Below are 19108 nucleotides of genomic sequence, written 5' to 3' on the forward strand. Positions count from 1 at the left end.
CAGAAGAAGAAAGGGGCGGATAGCCGGTGTCGACTCCGTTCTACGTCTCACCTCAGCAGGCCATGGCCGACCGGGCCGAGTACGCCCGCAAGGGCATTGCCCGCGGTCGCAGCCTGGTCGTGCTCCAGTACGCCGACGGCATCGTGTTCGTCGGTGAGAACCCGTCCCGTGCGCTGCACAAGTTCAGCGAGATCTACGACCGGATCGGCTTTGCCGCGGCCGGCAAGTACAACGAGTACGAGAACCTGCGGATCGGCGGTGTGCGCTATGCCGATCTGCGCGGATACACCTATGACCGGGACGATGTGACGGCCCGTGGGCTGGCCAACGTCTATGCCCAGACGCTGGGCACGATCTTCTCCTCGGCCGGTGAGAAGCCGTACGAGGTGGAGCTGGTGGTGGCCGAGGTGGGCGAGAGCGCCTCGGGTGACCAGATCTACCGGCTGCCGCACGACGGTTCGATCGTGGACGAGCACGGTTCGGTCGCGGTCGGCGGCAATGCGGAGCAGATCAGCAGCTATCTGGACCAGCGGCACCGGGACGGGATGTCCCTGCCGGAGGCGCTGAAGCTGGCGGTGCAGGCGCTGTCCAGCCAGGCCAATGGCGCCGACCGGGAGATTCCGGCGGAGCGGCTGGAGGTCGCGGTGCTGGACCGTACCCGGACCCAGCAGCGGAAGTTCAAGCGGATCCGGGGCCGGCAGCTGGCGCGGCTGCTGGAGCCGGAGGTGACGCCGGCGGCGCAGGCCGATGCCGTCTCGAACGACGAGGCGCCGGAGGATTCCGAGTAGGTCAGCTCTCCGGGAGTGCCCTTGCGCCCCGGTCCGCCGTTCGGCGGGCCGGGGCGCAGTTGTGTGTTCAGGGGGCCGGGGGCGGGGCTGTGGAGCCGCGGACGACCAGGTGGACCGGGAGGTCGGGGGCGGTCCATCGGTGGCCGTCCAGGACGGCCAGGAGGGCGCTCATGCCCTGTTCTCCGACGCGTTCGGCGGGGAGGCTGACGGTGGTGAGTTCGGGTTCGACGGCGGTGGCCAGGGCGAGGTCGTCGAAGCCGGTGACGGAGAGGTCTTCGGGGATGCGCAGGCCGAGCCGGCGGGCGGCCTTGCAGGCGCCGACGGCGAGGATGTCGTCGTCGCAGATGACGGCGGTGGGGTGGGGGCCGGGGCCGGAGAGGGCGGTTTCCATGGCGGCGGTGGCGGCGGGGACGTCGAGTGCGGAGCGGACGGTGCGCAGCCGGGTGTGGGGGCTGGTGTCGGGGCTGGTGTGGGGGCTGCTGTCGGCTTGGAGGGCTTCGGTGAGGGCTTTGGCGCGGACGTCGAAGGTCCAGGAGTCCACGGCCGAGGCGAGGTGGAGGAAGTCGCGGTGGCCGAGGCCGAGGAGGTGCTCTGTGGCCTGGCGGGTTCCGTCGGCGAGGGCGAGGTTGACGAAGGCGGCGGCTCCGCCGGTGGAGGGGTCGCTGTCGAGCATGACGAGGGGGAGTTCGGTGCCGGCTCCGCTGATGGCCTGGAGGGCGTCGGCGGCCATGGAGGAGGCGATGACTCCGTCGAGGGCGGTGTTGGCGGAGGCGAAGGGGTTGCGGGCGGGTCCGGTGCCGTCGGGGGAGAGGTAGAGGACCACGCTGAAGCCGTGGTCGGCGGCGACGCGGGCGGCGCCGGTGTAGACGCGGGCGAAGAACTCGTTGGTGAGGGCGGGGACGACGAGGAGGGCGGTGCGGGTGGAGCCGAGGCGGAGGCTGCGGGCGGCGAGGTTGGGGCGGTAGCCGAGTTCGGTGGCGGCCTGGCGGACTTGTTCGGCGGTGCGCTCGGAGACCCGGCCGCGCCATTTGTCGCCGAGGACGAGGGAGACGGTGGCCTGGGAGACGCCGGCCTGGCGGGCGACGTCCCGGCTGGTGGGTCTCGTCACATCTGGCTCCTGTTGTGCGAGGTCAGGGGTGGGGCGGGGGGTCTCGGGGTGGATCGGGGGGTGGTGCCCATGGTACGTATGACCCGTCACGTTATACGTATTACCTCGGTAGTAGGCTCCGGGGCGAAATGGTGGAAAGGGGCGTTCCATGGCCGCTGGATATGCGGAACTGCTCAGAACGCGGCACGCGGCGAGGCTGCTCATAGGCACCCTCGTGGGCCGGCTGCCCAATGGCACGGCCCCGATCGCGATCGTGCTGTTCACCCGGGCGGAGGGCGGCAGCTACAGCCTGGCGGGCGCGCTGGCCGCCGTGTACGGCGTGGCGAACGCCGTGGGCCAGCCGCTGCTGGGGCGGGCCGTGGACCTCTTCGGACAGCCCCGGGTGCAGCTGCCGGCCGCGCTGGTGTCCGCGCTCGGCATGGTGTGGCTGGTGGCCGCGGGCACGGGTGCGCCGGTGGCGGCGTATGCCGCCGTGGTGGTGGCCGGCCTGTTCACGCCGCCGCTGGAGGGCGGGCTGCGGGCGCTGTGGCCGAAGGTGCTCGGCGGCCGGGAGGAGCAGGTGCACAAGGCGTACGCCATGGACGCGGTGGCGCAGGAGGTCATGTTCACGGTCGGTCCGCTGCTGGTGACGCTGTGCGTGGCGGTGTGGGACGCGGGTGTGGCGCTGCTGGTGCTCAATGCGGTGGGCGTGCTCGGGGCGCTCTCCGTGGTGGTGTCGGAGCCCTCCCGCACCTGGCGGTCGGAGCCGCGGGAGGCGCACTGGCTGGGCGCGCTGCGCTCGGGCGGGCTGCTGGCGCTGCTGGGTGCGTTCTTCTTCGTGGGGACGGCGCTGGGGTCGATCACCGTCGCCGGGGTGGCCTATGCGGACGATCACGGGAACGAGGCCGTGTACGGGTGGCTGATGGCCGCGCTGGGGCTGGGTGCGCTGATCGGCGGGGTGGTCTACGGGGCGCGGGAGTGGGCGGGGGCGCCGGAGCGGCGGCTGCGGGCGCTGGTGGCGCTGCTGGCCGTGTGCTATCTGCCGCTGATGCTGACGCCGGGGCCGGTGGCGATGACGGTTCTTGCGGCGGTGGCGGGGGTGTTCCTGGCGCCGGCGATCGCGTGTGCGTTCATCGTGGTGGACCGGCATGCTCCGGTGGGTACGGTCACGGAGGCGTTCTCCTGGCTGGTGACCTTCTTCGGGGTGGGTGCGGCGATCGGTACGGCGGTGGCCGGGCCGGCGGTGGAACTGGGTGGTACGGCGGCGAGCTTCGGGGTGGCGAGCGTGGGCGGGGCCTTGGCGCTGCTGGTCCTGATGGCCACTCAGCGGGTGCTGGCGGCTCCGGCCCGGGCGCGTACGGTGGCGGGCTCTTCGGGTGTGCTCGTCGAGAACTGATCGGAACGCCGCTCTCGAACCCGGTTTCAGAAGACAGCAGAAGGCGTAATGTTCAGTCATGGACCGCCGCATTTTCGGGCTGGAGAACGAGTACGGCGTCACGTGCACGTTCAGGGGACAGCGCCGACTGTCTCCTGACGAAGTGGCGCGCTACCTCTTCCGCCGTGTTGTGTCATGGGGCCGCAGCAGCAATGTCTTCCTGCGGAACGGCGCCCGCCTGTACCTCGACGTGGGTTCACATCCGGAATATGCAACTCCCGAATGTGACAACGTGACCGAGCTGGTCACCCACGACAAGGCCGGCGAGCGCATTCTCGAAGGCCTGCTCGTCGACGCCGAACGCCGCCTGCACGAGGAGGGAATCGCGGGCGACGTCTACCTCTTCAAGAACAACACCGACTCCGCGGGCAACTCCTACGGCTGCCACGAGAACTATCTGGTGGCGCGGCACGGGGAATTCTCCCGTCTGGCGGACATCCTGATTCCGTTCCTGGTCACCCGGCAGCTGATCTGTGGGGCCGGCAAGGTGCTGCAGACGCCGCGGGGCGCGGTCTACTGCGTCAGTCAGCGGGCGGAGCACATCTGGGAGGGCGTCAGCTCGGCGACCACCCGGTCCAGGCCGATCATCAACACGCGTGACGAGCCGCACGCGGATGCGGAGCGGTACCGGCGCCTGCATGTGATCGTCGGTGACTCGAACATGTCCGAGACGACCATGCTCCTCAAGGTCGGGGCGACCGACCTGGTGCTGCGCATGATCGAGGCGGGCACGGTGATGCGGGACCTCACTCTGGAGAACCCGATCCGGGCGATCCGGGAGGTCAGCCACGACATCACCGGTCAGCGGAAGGTGCGGCTGGCGAGCGGCCGGGAGGCCTCGGCTCTGGAGATCCAGCGGGAGTACTACGACAAGGCCGTGGACTTCGCCGAGCGCCGGGGGATCCGTACCGGCACGGTGGAGCAGGTGCTGGAGCTGTGGGGCCGTACGCTCGACGCGATCGAGCAGGAGGACCTGGACCGGATCGAGACCGAGATCGACTGGGTGATCAAGTACAAGCTCATCGAGCGGTACCGGGCCAAGCACAACATGACCATGTCCAATCCGCGGGTGGCGCAGATAGACCTCGCCTACCACGACATCCACCGTCGGCGGGGGCTGTACTACCTGCTGGAGCGGAAGGGGCAGACGGCGCGGATCTGCAATGACCTGAAGATCTTCGAGGGCAAGTCGGTGCCCCCGCAGACCACCCGGGCGCGGTTGCGCGGCGACTTCATCCGGCGGGCGCAGGAGCAGCGCCGGGACTTCACGGTGGACTGGGTGCACCTGAAGCTGAACGACCAGGCGCAGCGCACGGTGCTGTGCAAGGACCCGTTCCGGTCGGTGGACGACCGGGTGGAGAAGCTCATCGCCGGAATGTAGACGTAGACCGGTGTTTCCCGGCCCCGTGCAGCTGCTGCACGGGGCCGGTGTGCTGCCGGGGGCTTGGCTGTCGGCTACCAGCCCGTAGAGTGGCCGGGACCGACTGATCACCCCCTGCTACCCCGAGGACCACTGTGCGACGCCGACTTGCTGCCGCGCTCATCGTGCCGGCCCTGATGCTCACCGCGGCCTGCGGCGAGAGCGACGATTCCGGGAAGACGAAGGATGCCGCGGCGTCGCAGTCGCCCGAGGTGCCCGAGGTTCCCAAGCCGGTCACCGCGGCCGACCCGATGCCGGCGGTGGCGGGTGAGCCGGGCAAGAAGCCGGCGATCACCGTGCCCAAGGGCGATCCGAGCGGCAAGTTCGTGGTGGCCACCCTCACCGAGGGCACGGGGCCGGTGGTGCAGAAGAACGACCTGGTGGTCACGAAGTACACCGGCAAGGTGTGGAAGAGCGACAAGGAGCTGGCCCCGGGCTCCTATGACCAGGGCGGTACCTCGCTGGTGGTGACGGCGGGCGCGCCGACCATGCTGCCGATGTTCAGCGAGTCCGTGACCGGCAAGAAGGTCGGCAGCCGGCTGCTCGTCGTGGCGCCGCCGTCCGCGGCCTTCGGTGAGCAGGGCAAGCAGGAGCTGGGTGTCGCCCCGACCGACAACCTGGTGTTCGTACTGGACATCGCCGAGCTGATGCCGAAGAAGGCCGAGGGCACGCAGGCGTCGATTCCGGCCGACCTGCCGCAGATCAAGGCGGACAAGAACGAGGCCGCCGAGATCAAGATCCCCAAGAACGACCCGCCCAAGGAGCTGGTCAGCAAGGTGCTGATCGAGGGCAAGGGCCCGGAGGTCAAGAACGGGCAGACGGTGTACATGCAGTACAGCGGTGCCGCCTGGAAGGTCAACGAGGGCAAGGACAAGGCCACCCTCTTCGACACCTCCTGGAAGACCGGCGCGCCGTTCTCCACGGTGATCGGCCAGGGCCAGGTCATCGAGGGCTGGGACAAGGGTCTGGTCGGCAAGAAGGTCGGTGACCGGGTGCTGCTGGTGATCCCGCCGGCGCAGGCGTACAAGGACCAGGACAAGGGGCCCGAGCTTCCGGCCAACTCGACGCTGGTGTTCGTCGTGGACATCGTCGGGGCAATGTAAGACTGTCCCGGTAGACCGGTTCGTACGTCTGAGGAGCAGTGCAGTGAGCGACAAGCTCGAGAAGCCCGAGATCGACTTCCCCGAGGGCGAGGCCCCGAAGGACCTTGTCATCGAGGACATCTGGGAGGGCGAGGGCGCCGAGGCCAAGGCCGGTTCCAAGGTCTCCGTCCACTACGTGGGCGTGGCCTTCTCCACCGGCGAGGAGTTCGACGCGTCCTGGAACCGCGGCGCGCCGCTGCAGTTCCAGCTCGGTGTCGGCCAGGTCATCGCGGGCTGGGACCAGGGCGTCCAGGGCATGAAGGTCGGCGGCCGTCGCAAGCTGACGATCCCCGCGCACCTCGCCTACGGCGACCGCGGTGCGGGCAGCGCGATCGCCCCGGGCGAGACGCTGATCTTCGTCTGCGACCTGATGGGCGCCTGATCCGCGCTTGCGCGATCGGTTGTGAGGGCCCCCGCCGTGCGGCGGGGGCCCTCGCTTTTGCCCGGGCGCGCCGGGGCGGTACGGTCAGCGGTCACGACCGGTGCGTTTGGTTCTGGTTCTGTTCTGTACGTGCGGAGAAGGGTGGGGCGGGCGTCGATGGCGATTGCCAAGGCCGAGCGGCTGATGAACCTGGCACTGTGTCTGCTGGGGACCCGCCGGCCGCTCAGCAAGCGCGAGCTGCGGAGTTCCATCGAGGCGTACATGGAGGCCGGCAACGACGAGTCCTTCAACCGCATGTTCGAGCGGGACAAGGACGATCTGCGGGAACTCGGCCTGGTGATCGAGACGGTGGAGAACCTGGACGGGGAGATCGGGTATCTCGCCCGCCGGGACAGCAACACCCTGCCCCCGGTCTCGCTGGACGCCGAGGAGGCCGCCGCGCTGGGCCTCGCCGCCAAGGTGTGGCAGCAGGCCAGGCTGGCCGGGGCGGCCAGTGGCGCCCTGCAGAAGCTGCGGGCCGGCGGGATGCCGGAGGCCGAGGACCCGTACGAGGCCCGGCACAGCGCGATCGAGCCGCGGATTCCCGTGCACGAGGCGGCGTTCGAGCCGCTGATGCTGGCCTGCCGGGACCGGCGGCCGGTGGTCTTCGACTACCGCAAGTCCAATGCGACGCGCCCCGAGTCGCGTCAGGTGGAGCCGTGGGCGCTGGAGTGCTGGCGCGGCCACTGGTATCTGGCGGGCTTCGACCGCGACCGCGGTGCGGAGCGGGTGTTCCGGCTGTCCCGCATCACGGGGAAGGTCCGTTCCCGGGCCGGCCGGTACACGGCCGAGGTGCCGGACGTGGTGACCGTACGGGAGACGGTGGCCGAGTGGGCCGGGGACATCACGGACCGGACGGCACTGATCCGGTTGCGGGCCGGGGCCGGCTATCCGCTGCGGGCGCGTGCGACCGTGGTGCGGGAGGGCGGCGACGGCTGGGACGAGCTGGAGATTCCGTACGGGCACGGGCTGGACGCCTGGCTGGTGGAGTTCGGGCCCGATGTGGTGGTGGTGGAACCCGCTGATCTGCGGGCCGATGTGGTGGACCGGCTGCGTGCCGTGGCCAAGGGCTGAGGGGATTCGTACCGCGATGGCTGCGAAGGCTGCGAACGCGATTGACCAGACCCGCCGGATGCTGTCCCTGGTGACGTATCTGCGCGAGCGCCCGGGGGCGCACATCGCCGATGTGGCGCGGGCCTTCGGGATCACCGAGGACGAGCTGATCTCGGACCTGGACGTGCTGCCGATGTGCGGCACGAGTTTCCGGGGCGGGGACCTGCTGGACATCGACACCGACGGGGAGCGCATCTGGTGGCGCAACCCGGACGCGTCGGGGGAGTCCACGGCGGAGCCGCTGCGGCTGGCCGCCGACGAGGCGACCGCCCTGCTGGTGGCGGCGCGGGCGGTGGCGACCCTGCCGGGGCTCCGGGAGAGCGACCGGGACGCGCTGCTGCGGGCCACGGCGAAGCTGGAGGCGGCGGCCGGAGAGGCGGCCGGGGCCAGCGCCAGGCTGTCGGTGACCTTCGAATCGGAGGGCGGGGTCTTCGCGGACGTCGACCGGGCGATCACGGAGGGGCGGCGGCTGTGGCTGCGGTACTACTCGCCGGCCCGGGACGAGCTGACCGAGCGGACGGTGGACCCGATCCGGCTGTTCGCGGTGGGGCACACCTACCTGGAGGGCTGGTGCCATCTGTCGGAGGCGCGGCGGACCTTCCGGCTGGACCGGGTGGCCGAGATCCGGCTGCTGGACGAGCGGGCCGAGCCGCCGGCGATCGAGCCGCGCGACCTGTCCGAGGGGCTGGTGCAGCCGGCCGCGGAGGACCCTGAGGTCGTGGTCGAGGTGGGGCCGGGCGGTCGCTGGGTGGCCGAGTACTACCCGCACGACAGCGCGGCCGAGCTGCCGGACGGCGGCCTGCGGATCACCCTGCGCACCCCGGACCCGGCGAGCCTGCGGCGGCTGGCGCTGCGGCTGGGCCGGGACGGGCGGATCACGGCGCCGCAGGGCCTGGCGGAGAGCGCCAGGCAGGCGGCGACGGAAGCCTTGGCCCACTACGGCCCGGAGGCCTGACCCCCGGCCCGCGCCGGCCCGGCTCCGGCTCCGGCCCGGCCCGTGCCGGCAGGCCCGGCGGCCGGGCCCGTGCTTGGGGGCTGCGCCCCGGCAGGTCTGGTTCCGGCCGGGTCGGTGCCTGGGGCGAGGCCGGTGGGTGGGATCTGGCCAGGCGGGCTCCGCGCTCGGGCTGCGACCCGGCCTCGGCCGTCGTCCGGTCGGCCGCGGTTCGCGGTCGGGTCCTGGTCCGGGTCCGGCGGGGCCGGTGCCTGGGGGCTGCGCCCCGGCAGGTCTGGTTCCGGCCGGGGCGTAGCCGGGGCGAAGCCGCGGGGCGGGTTCGGGCCATGCGCGTTCCGCGCTCGAGCCGTGGCCCCGACCCGACTGCCCTGCGGTCGGCCGCAGGGCGCGGCCGGGCCGGGGCCCGGGGTGAGGCCGGGTTGGGCGGGGGGACGCCATGGTGGGGGTCTCTGTGGGGGGTGAGGTCGGCGGAAGTCCGGCGGGGGTGGGGGGTCGGGTGGGATGGTTGGGCCGGGCAAGGGCGGCGGGAGCGAGGGGGCGACGGGGATGGCAGGGACTTCCGGGTGGTCGGGGGCGGCCGGGCACGCCGGCACGGCCGCGGGGCGCGTCACCTTCAAGGCGGCCTGCCCCGACTGCCGAGCCCGCTTCGAGCTCCCCGCCGGCGCACTGCGCCTGGCCATCGGCGGCAGCCGCCGCACCACCTTCTACTCCTTTACCTGCCCCGAGTGCGGTGCCTCGGTCCGCAAACCCGCCGGGGACCGTATCGTCGAGCTCCTCACCGGCGGCGGCGTGAGCACCCTGCGCAGCATCTGATCCGCTCGGTGTCATAGGCTCGGTCCATGCTGTGGCCGATGCTCGCAATCGCCCTGGGGTTCCTCGGGCTCGCCGTCCTCGCCGTGCCGGCCGTGAAGGTCGCCATCGAGGTCAGACGGCTGTCCGGGCAGGTCGCGGAGTCGGCGCAGCGGATCGGCGACGCCTCCGGCGATCTCGAGCGGGCCGCCGAGGACCTGGCGCGAACCGGCCACTCCGTGCGCCCGTAGTCACTCGTGGCCTGGCGTTCTTACGCCGTTCATACTCCCGCTTCCGGGCAAGCAGGGGTACCCCGGGGGATTGCCGGGCGTTTACCCCTGCGGGTTACGATCCTTTCCAGTGCCGCCTCCGGACTTCCATCCGGTCCGGCCCCGTCACCCCCTCCAGCCGCTTCGGTGAGAAGGAAGTCACACATGATCGGCAATCTGAAGCCTCTCGAGATCATTCTGATCATCGCTGTCATCCTGCTGCTGTTCGGTGCCAAGAAGCTGCCGGAGATGGCCCGTTCCCTCGGCAAGTCGGCCCGCATCCTCAAGAGCGAGGCCAAGGCCATGAAGAAGGACGGCGAGGACCCGCAGGCCGACACCACGCCGGCCGCGCCCACCGCCGACGCCCCGCAGCAGGCTGCCCCGCGTACGATCCAGGCCGCGCCCGGTGATGTCACCAGCGCGCGTCCGGTCAACGAGCCCAACCGCACCACGCAGGGCTGATCCCCGCCGGACGCCCCGGACGCACCGTCAGCCAGCTGCAACGAGACAAGGGACGTGGGTTGCTCAAGTCTGCCCGCAAGCAGGGGAAACCAGGCAAGCAGGACAGGGACGCCGAAGGGCGCATGCCGCTTGTCGAGCACCTGCGTGAGCTGAGAAACCGACTGATGAAGTCGGTCCTGGCGATCCTCGTGATCACGATCGTCGCGGCCTTCTTCTACAAGGACCTCATCGACTTCCTGCTGAAGCCGATGCTGGACTCCGTCGGCTGTACGGACGGAGTGGTGTCCCAGCGCAACGGCCGGCCCTGCGCCGACATGACCGTGAACGGCCTCATCGCGCCGTTCTCGATCGCCTTGAAGGTCTCCCTGATGGCCGGTGTGGTGCTGTCCGCGCCGGTGTGGCTGTACCAGCTGTGGGCGTTCGCCGCCCCGGGTCTGCACAGCCACGAGAAGAAGTACGCGATGAGCTTCGTCGCGATCGGCGCGCCGTTGTTCGCGGCCGGCGCGGTGCTCGCGTACACGATCCTTCCGCAGACCGCCACGATCCTGCTCGACTTCACCCCCGAGCACGCGCGCAACCTGCTGCCGGTCGACGACTACCTCGACCTGGTCACCCGTATGGTGATCGTCTTCGGGCTGGCCTTCGAGCTGCCGCTGCTGCTGGTCCTGCTGAACTTCACCGGAGTGCTCACCGCCAAGCGGCTGGCCGGCTGGTGGCGTGCCTTCGTCCTCGGCATCACGGTCTTCTCGGCCTTTGCGACCCCCACCGGTGACCCGCTCACCATGCTGTCGCTGGCCGCCCCGATCGTGGCCCTCTACTTCATTGCGCTCGGCATCTGCCTGATCAACGACAAGCGGCGGCGGCGCAAGGACCCGGACGCCGGGCTCGGCGACGACGAGGCCGCGGAGCTGGATCTGACCCCCGCCGCCCTCGGCGAGATCGAACCGGTGGCGGCCCCGGCCGCGCTGCCCGAGCAGGCCGACGGGACGCGGCATCGGATCAACGGTTACGACGACGCGACCTGACAGGTACATTTCGGTGCGTGAGCGCCGAGATCACCCTCTTCGTCAATCCCACCGCCGGACGCGGCCGGGGCGCGCACGCCGCGCAGCCGGCCGCTTCCGCGCTCCGGGCCGCCGGCTATTCGGTGCGGACGGTCGTCGGTACCGACGCCGTTGACGCCCTGGCCCGGCTGCGGGCCGCCGTACGGGAGGGGACGGGCGCGGTGATCGCCGTCGGCGGCGACGGCGTGGTCCACCTCGCCCTGCAGGCGCTGGCCGGGACCCTGACCCCGCTCGGGGTGATCGCGGTGGGTACCGGGAACGACTTCGCCCGGGCGCTCGGGCTGCCGGTACGGGAGCCGGCCCGGGCGGGCCGGATGGCCGCCGAGGCGCTCAAGGAGGGCCGGATCCGGGAGATCGACCTGGGCCGGATCACCTCCGCGGCGGACCCCGCGGGGCGCTGGTACGGCACCGTGCTCTGCTCCGGCTTCGATTCGCGGGTCAACGACCGGGGCAACCGGATGCGGTGGCCGTCCGGGCGGTTCAAATACGACCTGGCGATGATCGCCGAGCTGGCCGCCTTCCGGCCCTTCCCGTACCGGATCACCCTGGACGACGGCCCGGTGATCGAGACCGAGGCCACCCTGGTCGCGGTCGGCAACGGCTCCTCCTACGGCGGCGGTATGCAGATCTGCGCGGAGGCGGTCCCCGATGACGGGCTCTTCGACATCACGGTGGTCGGCGACTGCTCCCGGGCCACGCTTCTGAAGGTGTTCCCGCAGGTGTACAAGGGCACCCACCTCACCCACCCCAAGGTGACCGTGCACCGCGCCGCGAAGATCACCCTGGCGGCGCCGGGGATCACCGCGTACGCCGACGGCGAGCCGCAGGGGCCGCTTCCGGTGACCGCCGAATGCGTGCCGGGCGCAGTGCAGCTGATCATGTAAATGATCGCGACTGTTGTCAGAGGGGGCGGGTAGGCTCGACTGCAAGATGACCGAGGACCTCTCTCCCGCCGAGCGGTACGCCGCTGCCCGGATCCGCGCCGCAGAGGAGGCCACTGCCCTGGCCCCCTTCCGCGAGATGTACGAATTCGACCTGGACCCGTTCCAGATCGACGCCTGCAAGGCCCTGGAGGCCGGAAAGGGCGTGCTGGTCGCCGCCCCCACCGGCTCCGGCAAGACCATCGTCGGCGAGTTCGCCGTCCACCTCGCCCTGACCCAGGGCCGCAAGTGCTTCTACACCACCCCCATCAAGGCCCTGTCGAACCAGAAGTACGCCGACCTCGTCAAGCGCTACGGCGCCGAGAAGGTCGGCCTGCTCACCGGCGACAACAGCGTCAATTCCGAGGCGCCGGTCGTGGTCATGACCACCGAGGTGCTCCGCAACATGCTGTACGCGGGCTCGCAGTCGCTGCTCGGCCTGGGGTATGTGGTGATGGACGAGGTGCACTACCTCTCCGACCGGTTCCGCGGGGCCGTCTGGGAAGAAGTGATCATCCACCTCCCCGAGTCGGTGACCCTGGTGTCGCTGTCGGCCACGGTGTCCAATGCCGAGGAGTTCGGCGACTGGCTGGACACGGTGCGCGGCGACACCGAGGTGATCGTCTCCGAGGAGCGGCCGGTTCCGCTGTGGCAGCACGTCATGGCCGGCCGGCGGATCTACGACCTCTTCGAGGAGGAGTCCGACCACGGAGGCCGCGGCTCCGCCCGCCGCGAGGTCAACCCCGACCTGCTGCGCATGGCGCGGGAGGAGAACAGCCGTACGTACAACCCGCGCGAGCGGCGGCGCGGCAAGATGGTTCGGGAGGCCGACCGCGAGCGGGAGCGGCGTTCCCGCAACCGGATCTGGACCCCGGGCCGCCCCGAGGTCATCGAGCGGCTCGACCGCGAGGGCCTGCTGCCCGCCATCACCTTCATCTTCAGCCGGGCCGGCTGCGAGGCCGCCGTACAGCAGTGCCTGTACGCGGGCCTGCGGCTCAACGACGACTCCGCGCGGCTGAAGGTGCGCGAGATCGTCGAGGAGCGGACCGCCTCCATCCCCGCCGAGGACCTGCACGTGCTCGGCTACTACGAATGGCTGGAGGGCCTGGAGCGGGGCATCGCCGCGCACCATGCCGGCATGCTGCCGACCTTCAAGGAGGTCGTGGAGGAGCTGTTCGTCCGGGGCCTGGTGAAGGCCGTGTTCGCGACCGAGACGCTGGCGCTGGGCATCAACATGCCCGCGCGTACGGTCATCCTGGAGAAGCTGGTCAAGTGGAACGGCGAGCAGCACGCCGACATCACCCCGGGTGAGTACACCCAGCTGACCGGCCGGGCCGGGCGGCGCGGGATCGACGTCGAGGGCCACGCGGTGGTGCTGTGGCAGCGCGGGATGGACCCGGGAGCCCTGGCGGGCCTCGCGGGAACCCGGACGTATCCGCTGCGGTCCAGCTTCAGGCCCTCGTACAACATGGCGGTCAACCTGGTCCAGCAGTTCGGCCGGCACCGGTCGCGCGAGCTGCTGGAGACCTCTTTCGCGCAGTTCCAGGCGGACCGTTCGGTGGTCGGGATCTCCCGGCAGGTGCAGCGCAACGAGGAGGGCCTGGAGGGCTACCGCGAGGGCATGACCTGCCATCTCGGGGACTTCGAGGAGTATGCGCAGCTGCGCCGCGATCTCAAGGACCGGGAGACGGATCTGGCCAAGCAGGGCGCGGCGCAGCGCCGCGCCCAGGCGGCTGCCTCCCTGGAGCGGCTGAAGCCGGGCGACGTCATCCATGTGCCCACCGGCAAGTTCGCCGGGCTGGCGCTGGTGCTGGATCCGGGCGTGCCGGGCGGGCGGTCCAACGGGCACCGCGGGCACGAATACCAGGAGGGGCCGCGGCCGTTGGTGCTGACCGCCGAGCGGCAGGTCAAGCGGCTGGCCGGGATCGACTTCCCGGTTCCGGTGGAGCCCGTCGAGCGGATGCGGATCCCCAAGTCCTTCAACCCGCGGTCGCCGCAGTCGCGCCGGGACCTGGCCGCGGCGCTGCGTACCAAGGCCGGGCACATCGCGCCGGACCGGCACCGGCGTGGCCGGGCCGAGGCGGCCGACGACCGCGAGATCGCGCGGCTGCGGGCGGCGCTGCGGGCGCATCCCTGCCACGGCTGTGACGAGCGGGAGGACCACGCCCGTTGGGCGGAGCGGTACCTCCGGCTGAAGCGGGACACCCGGCAGCTGGAGCGCCGGATCGAGGGCCGGACGAACACGATCGCCCGTACCTTCGACCGGATCCATGCGCTGCTGACGGAGCTGGACTACCTGCGCGAGGACGAGGTCACCGAGCACGGCCGACGACTGGCCCGGCTGTACGGGGAGTTGGACCTGCTGGCCTCGGAGTGTCTGCGGGCGGGCATCTGGGAGGGGCTGAGCCCGGCCGAACTGGCCTCCTGTGTCTCGGCGCTGGTGTTCGAGGCGCGGCAGTCCGACGATGCCGTGGCGCCGAAGGTGCCGGGTGGCGCGGCCAAGGCGGCGCTCGGCGAGATGGTCCGGATCTGGGGCCGGCTGGACGCGCTGGAGGAGGAGCACCGGATCAACCAGGCGGAGGGCGTGGGCCAGCGGGAGCCGGACCTCGGGTTCGCCTGGCCGGTGTACCAGTGGGCCTCCGACAAGAGTCTGGACGAGGTGCTGCGCGAGGCGGAGATGCCGGCCGGGGACTTCGTCCGCTGGTGCAAGCAGGTCATCGATGTGCTCGGGCAGATCGCGGCGGCGGCTCCGGCGGCGGGGTCTTCGGTGGCGGGGGCGGAAGGCGGCAGCACGGTGGCGCGCAATGCCCGCAAGGCCGTGGACGCCCTGCTGCGGGGTGTGGTGGCCTACAGCTCGGTGGGCTGACCGGATTCGTTTCTTCCTCCGAATCCGAGGATGTCCTGATCTGATCTCTTGCCATGATCATTTCAGCCTGTGCTGTGGGACGATCTGGCCATGATCGAGCCAGGGAGACGGGTCGGGCGTCCACGGGCCGACCGGCGAAGACCGGAGAGCGGCCGGCCGCCGCGCGAGGAACTCCTCGACGCGGCGGCCGAGCTCTTCACCCACAACGGGTACGCGGCCACCACCACACGGGCGGTGGCCCGGCAGGCCGGCCTGCGCCAGGCCACCATGTACCACTACTTCGCCGGCAAGGAGGAACTCCTCGCCGAGCTCCTCGAATCCACGGTCGCACCCTCCCTGGAGCTGGCCGGAACGCTGCTCGCCGACACCGGCCGGCCCGCCGCGCTGCGGCTCTGGGAACTGTGCCGTGCCGATGTGCTGCTGCTGTGCGGCGGACCGCACAACCCGGGCGCGCTCTACCTGCTGCCCGAGGTGAGCGGCGAACGCTTCGCCCCGTTCCGCCGGATGCGGGCCGAACTGAAGCGGGTCTACCGCCGGTTGCTGGCCGAAGCGGCGGCTGCCGAACGCCTGCCGTGGGACGCGGCCGGGCTGTCCCTCCGCAACGACCTGGTCTTCGGCCTCATCGAAGGGGTCATCCTGATCCACCGCTGCGCCCCGGACCGGTCGGTGGAGACCTTCGCCGAGGCGACCGCGGACGCCGCCCTGCGGATCGCGGGAGTGAGCCGCCCTCAGGCCTCGCGGCCCTCCGCCCACCCCTCGTAGTCCGTCCACGCCCGCAGCGTCCGCCCGCTCTCGAAGCGGTGCGTCAGGCCGGTCACCGGGTCGGTGAACCCCAGTCTGCGGGCCAGGAGTTGCAGCGGCCGGCGGTAGTCGTCCGGCGCCGGGTCGGTGACCTCCGGGTAGACCGGGTCGCCCAGGATCGGCAGGCCGAGACTGTTCATGTGCACCCGCAGCTGGTGGGTGCGGCCGGTGTGCGGAGTCAGCCGGTAGCGGCCCAGTCCGGACCGGTGTTCCAGCAGCTCCACCGTGGTCTGCGCATTGGGCTCGCCGGGGACCTCGGCGGCGGCGATGACCCCGCGGGTCTTCTCGATCCGGCTGCGCACCGTACGGGGGAAGCCGGCCGCCGGATCGTACCCGGCCAGCGCCTCGTACTCCTTGAACACCGCCTTCCGCTGGAACAGCAGCTGGTAGGCGCCGCGGTCCTCGGGGCGGATGCTGAAGATCACCAGGCCGGCGGTCAGCCGGTCCAGCCGGTGTGCGGGGGAGAGGTCCGGCAGCTCCAGCTCGTGCCGCAGCCGGGCGAGAGCGGTCTGGGTGATGTGGCTGCCGCGCGGGGTGGTGGCCAGGAAATGCGGCTTGTCCGCGACCAGCAGGTGCGCGTCGCGGTACACGACGGCCGGCGCGAAGGGCACCGGGACCTCGGGCGGCAGCTCGCGGTGGAACCACAGATGACCGCCGGGTACGTACGGGTCCGCCGCGTGCAGGCTCCGGCCGTCGGGCCCGACCACCCCGCCGGTGCGCAGCAGTTCGGCGACGGCCGGGGCACCGGCGCCGCCCGCGTAGTGGGCGGCCAGGAAGGCCCCGACGGTCGGGTACCCGGCCTCGGTGGGCATGCGCAGCCGGACCGGGTCGATACCGGACCGCTGGGGGAGCGGGGAGGGCGGAAGGGGGGTACGGCGTCTCATCTCGGCCCCAGCCTAGGCCGCGGTACGGGCAACCCCTCACCCGCGGCGGAAGGTGCCCAGGCCGTTGGCGTCCAGGTATTCGACGCGGACCGTGCCGGCCCGGGCCGTACCGTCCGGGGAGAAGGTGACCCCGGTGCGGCCGACCGCGTTCTCGCCGGTGGTCTCGAAGCTGAAGGTGTCACCGCTGTAGTGGGTGAGCGGGAACCGCATCGGGGCAGGGCCGAGGGCCAGGGTGAGACCGCCCTGGCCGCCGGGCGCCGCGGTGACGGTGAGCCTGCCGTAGTACGGGTTCTCGTACGTGCCGGTGTAGGCGCCGTCCGCGCGGGCCGGCCGGGGGTCGGCGGGCGGCTTGGAGTAGTCGGTCGCGGAGCGGGCGGCGGCTTCCTCCTGTGCGTACAGGGAGCCGGCCAGCGCCAGCCAGTCGGTGGTGGGCTTGCCGTGTTCGGCGGTGTCGAAGAAGTCGAGGGCGATGGCGTCCGCCAGGCCGACCGGTGAGCCGTTGGTGAGGACCACGATCCCGAGCTGCTCCAGCGGGAGCATCGTCACGTTGGTGTTGGCACCCAGGGCGAAGGCGCCGGTGTGGGACAGGCGCAGCCGGCCGGCGTCGTCGTAGGAGACGTTCCAGCCGAGACCGTAGAAGCCGGCACGGCCGTCGGGGGAGCGCGGCGGCTGGGACACGATCTCGGGCAGGTGGGTACGGGCGAGGGGGCCGGGCTTGACGATCTGCTTGCCGTCGAGGGTGCCGGTGCCGAGCTGGAGGCGCAGCCAGCGGGCCAGGTCGCGGGCGGTGGAACTGACTCCGCCGGCCGGGGCCTGGGCATCGGGGTTGCGGACGGACCGGGCGCTCCAGGTGCCGTTCTCGGCGCGCATGTGGGTGACGGCCTTGTTCGAGGCCTTCTCGAAGGCCTCGAAGGTGGTGGCGGTACGGGTCATCCCGGCCGGTTTGAAGAGGGTGTCCTCGCTGAGCTTCTGCCAGCTGACGCCCCGGGCACGGGCGACGGCCTCGGCGGCGGCCGTGAGGCCGAAGTTGGTGTAGGCGTAGCTCGCACGGAACGGGGCGAGGGGTTCCTCGCGGAGGTGGCCGAGGATGTACGCCTGGTCGTAGCCGAGGTCTTCGAGGAGGTCGCCGGCGTGGTCGGGGAGGCCGCTGCGGTGGGAGAACAGGTCGGCGGTGGTGACGTGCGCGGTGACCCACGGGTCCTTGAGGGCAAACCCGGGGAGGTTGGTGCGGGCGGTGGGGCGGTCCCAGCCGGCGGGGTCGTCCAGGGTGGCGGCGACCACGGTGGAGGAGACGGGCTTGGACAGGGAGGCGATCTGGAACACGGTGTCCGGGTCGACGGGGTCGCTCTGGCCGGCCTTCCGCAGGCCGAAGCCCTTGAGGTAGACCACCTTGTCCCGGTGGACCACGGCCACGGCGGCGCCGGGCACTCCGGTCTCGGCCATGCCGTCGGCGACGGCGGCGTCCAGCCGGGCGAGCGCGGTGTCCACTTGGGAATCGCTCAGCTTTGGCTCGGGCGGGGGCGGAGGACTGGGCGCGGCCATCGCCGTGCCGGCGGCCATCAGGAGCGCGGCCCCGGCGACCGTGAGCGCATGCAGCCTCCGATCCATGCGGCCATTCTCCCGCCGGTGCCGGCCCACCGCCTGCGGGGCTCCGCCCCGCCCGGGCGACCCTGGGGCTCCGCCCCGGACCGGTGCCGGGCTGCGCCCGGGCGACCCCGGGGCTGCGCCCCGGCCCCTTGCCGGGCTGCGCCCGTAAAGCCCCGCCAGGGTGGTGGTGCGGCCGGTTCAACCCCCGGAGGGCTACGCCGGGGAGAGGGATTCCTGTTCCGCTTCCACCTGGGCGTTCCAGTCGCGCTTGATGGCGCGCCAGCTTTCGTCCGTTTCGCCCAGGCGCCAGTAGCCCGAGATCGACATGCGCTCGCGGGCGATGCCGCGGTCCGCGCGGAGGTGGCGGCGGAGTTCCTTCACCACACCTGCCTCGCCGTGCACGAAGGCCTGGACGTCCGTGGACGGGAAGTCCAGGGAGGTGATCGCCTCCAGCAGGGCCTCGCCGACCGGCCGGCCGCCGCGGTGCAGCCAGACCGGGGTGACCCCGTCCGGGGTGGCGATCGACTGTTCGTCGGCCGGGCCGTCGACCTCGACGAAGGCGTGCACCCGCGCGCCCCGCGGGACCCGCTCCAGCGAGGCCGCGATCGCCGGCAGTGCGCTCTCGTCGCCGGCCAGCAGGTGCCAGCCGGCCGCCGGGGCCGGGGCGTACGCGCCGCCCGGTCCGAGGAAGTGCACGGCCTCGCCGGGGACCGCCCGGGCCGCCCACGGCCCGGCCAGGCCCTCGTCGCCGTGCACCACGAAGTCGATGGTCAGCTCCTGGGTGGCCGGGTCCCAGGCGCGTACCGTGTACGCCCGCTGCCGCGGCCACTCCGTCCGCGGGTGCGTGGCGCGGATCTGCTCCAGGTCCCACGGCTCGGCGTACTCGACGCCCTCGGGGGCGAACAGGAGCTTCACGTAGTGGTCGGTGTACTCACCCGCACCGAACCCGGACAGCCCGTCGCCACCCAGAACGATCCGCACCATGTGCGGGGTCAGCCGCTCACTGCGGACGACGACTGCGGTGCCGACTGTGCGGCCGGGTCCTGATGCCACGGCTGTACTCCCCTGACTCCCCAGATACTTAGGATTGCCTAAGTTAAGTTAGCAC

The 19108-nt window shown here is 71.6% G+C and carries 17 protein-coding genes and 1 pseudogene; 14 read left to right on the forward strand and 4 right to left on the reverse strand.

All coding sequences use genetic code 11. The features are described 5' to 3' along the window. The first annotated feature begins 26 nt into the window (after positions 1-26). Positions 27-788: a proteasome subunit alpha gene (prcA, locus tag DEJ50_RS26930; protein ID WP_150210677.1), complete on the forward strand. Its 762-nt coding sequence runs from the start codon at positions 27-29 to the stop codon at positions 786-788. A gap of 67 nt (positions 789-855) precedes the next feature. On the opposite strand, the gene DEJ50_RS26935 is transcribed toward prcA, so the two are convergent. Next, entirely contained in the window at positions 856-1896 is a 1041-nt protein-coding gene (locus DEJ50_RS26935; protein ID WP_223837925.1) for a LacI family DNA-binding transcriptional regulator, read from the reverse strand. Between the two features lie 148 nt (positions 1897-2044). Here DEJ50_RS26935 and DEJ50_RS26940 point away from each other — a divergent pair. The 13 genes and pseudogenes from DEJ50_RS26940 (at position 2045) to DEJ50_RS27000 (ending at position 15490) form a co-directional block, all read left to right on the forward strand. Then, positions 2045-3320, forward strand: a pseudogene (locus DEJ50_RS26940) (MFS transporter). 9 nt (positions 3321-3329) lie between these two features. Continuing rightward, positions 3330-4691 carry a Pup--protein ligase gene (gene pafA, locus DEJ50_RS26945; protein WP_150210680.1) on the forward strand — a complete coding sequence of 454 codons (1362 nt, stop codon included), beginning with the start codon at positions 3330-3332 and terminating at the stop codon, positions 4689-4691. Between the two features lie 134 nt (positions 4692-4825). Continuing rightward, complete coding sequence (locus DEJ50_RS26950) at positions 4826-5833, forward strand: FKBP-type peptidyl-prolyl cis-trans isomerase (RefSeq protein ID WP_150210681.1); 1008 nt, start codon at positions 4826-4828, stop codon at positions 5831-5833. A gap of 43 nt (positions 5834-5876) precedes the next feature. Continuing rightward, a complete protein-coding gene (locus DEJ50_RS26955; RefSeq protein WP_150210682.1) occupies positions 5877-6254 on the forward strand; it encodes an FKBP-type peptidyl-prolyl cis-trans isomerase in 378 nt (125 codons plus the stop codon). A 156-nt stretch (positions 6255-6410) separates the two neighbouring features. After that, positions 6411-7367: a helix-turn-helix transcriptional regulator gene (locus tag DEJ50_RS26960; RefSeq protein WP_150210683.1), complete on the forward strand. Its 957-nt coding sequence runs from the start codon at positions 6411-6413 to the stop codon at positions 7365-7367. 16 nt (positions 7368-7383) lie between these two features. Then, the gene (locus DEJ50_RS26965) at positions 7384-8361 is read left to right on the forward strand and encodes a helix-turn-helix transcriptional regulator (protein WP_150210684.1); all 978 of its coding nucleotides are present in this window, start codon (positions 7384-7386) and stop codon (positions 8359-8361) included. Between the two features lie 543 nt (positions 8362-8904). Continuing rightward, positions 8905-9171 carry a hypothetical protein gene (locus tag DEJ50_RS26970; RefSeq protein ID WP_150210685.1) on the forward strand — a complete coding sequence of 89 codons (267 nt, stop codon included), beginning with the start codon at positions 8905-8907 and terminating at the stop codon, positions 9169-9171. Between the two features lie 26 nt (positions 9172-9197). After that, on the forward strand, positions 9198-9398 hold the full coding sequence (locus DEJ50_RS26975) for a hypothetical protein (RefSeq protein WP_150210686.1): 201 nt from the start codon (positions 9198-9200) through the stop codon (positions 9396-9398). Between the two features lie 183 nt (positions 9399-9581). Further along, a complete protein-coding gene (gene tatA / locus DEJ50_RS26980) occupies positions 9582-9878 on the forward strand; it encodes a Sec-independent protein translocase subunit TatA (RefSeq protein ID WP_150210687.1) in 297 nt (98 codons plus the stop codon). A 59-nt stretch (positions 9879-9937) separates the two neighbouring features. Beyond that, positions 9938-10903 carry a twin-arginine translocase subunit TatC gene (gene tatC, locus DEJ50_RS26985; RefSeq protein ID WP_150210688.1) on the forward strand — a complete coding sequence of 322 codons (966 nt, stop codon included), beginning with the start codon at positions 9938-9940 and terminating at the stop codon, positions 10901-10903. A 17-nt stretch (positions 10904-10920) separates the two neighbouring features. Further along, on the forward strand, positions 10921-11826 hold the full coding sequence (locus DEJ50_RS26990) for a diacylglycerol kinase (protein WP_150210689.1): 906 nt from the start codon (positions 10921-10923) through the stop codon (positions 11824-11826). Between the two features lie 46 nt (positions 11827-11872). Further along, positions 11873-14728, forward strand: a complete 2856-nt coding sequence (locus DEJ50_RS26995) for a DEAD/DEAH box helicase (RefSeq protein ID WP_150210690.1) — start codon at positions 11873-11875, stop codon at positions 14726-14728. A 90-nt stretch (positions 14729-14818) separates the two neighbouring features. Further along, positions 14819-15490 (forward strand): TetR/AcrR family transcriptional regulator, encoded by a 672-nt coding sequence (locus tag DEJ50_RS27000; RefSeq protein WP_150210691.1) that lies wholly within the window; start codon positions 14819-14821, stop codon positions 15488-15490. Here DEJ50_RS27000 and DEJ50_RS27005 read toward each other — a convergent pair. From DEJ50_RS27005 to DEJ50_RS27015, 3 genes are all read right to left on the reverse strand, one after another. Then, positions 15457-16413: an RluA family pseudouridine synthase gene (locus tag DEJ50_RS27005; RefSeq protein ID WP_150210692.1), complete on the reverse strand. Its 957-nt coding sequence runs from the start codon at positions 16411-16413 to the stop codon at positions 15457-15459. The genes DEJ50_RS27000 and DEJ50_RS27005 overlap by 34 nt on opposite strands. A 36-nt stretch (positions 16414-16449) precedes the next feature. Beyond that, the gene (locus tag DEJ50_RS27010; RefSeq protein WP_150210693.1) at positions 16450-18021 is read right to left on the reverse strand and encodes a serine hydrolase; all 1572 of its coding nucleotides are present in this window, start codon (positions 18019-18021) and stop codon (positions 16450-16452) included. A 192-nt stretch (positions 18022-18213) separates the two neighbouring features. Continuing rightward, on the reverse strand, positions 18214-19053 hold the full coding sequence (locus DEJ50_RS27015; protein ID WP_150210694.1) for a siderophore-interacting protein: 840 nt from the start codon (positions 19051-19053) through the stop codon (positions 18214-18216). Between the last annotated feature and the right edge of the window lie 55 nt (positions 19054-19108).

Source organism: Streptomyces venezuelae (genome assembly GCF_008642295.1).
In the GTDB taxonomy this organism is placed as follows: domain Bacteria; phylum Actinomycetota; class Actinomycetes; order Streptomycetales; family Streptomycetaceae; genus Streptomyces; species Streptomyces venezuelae_C.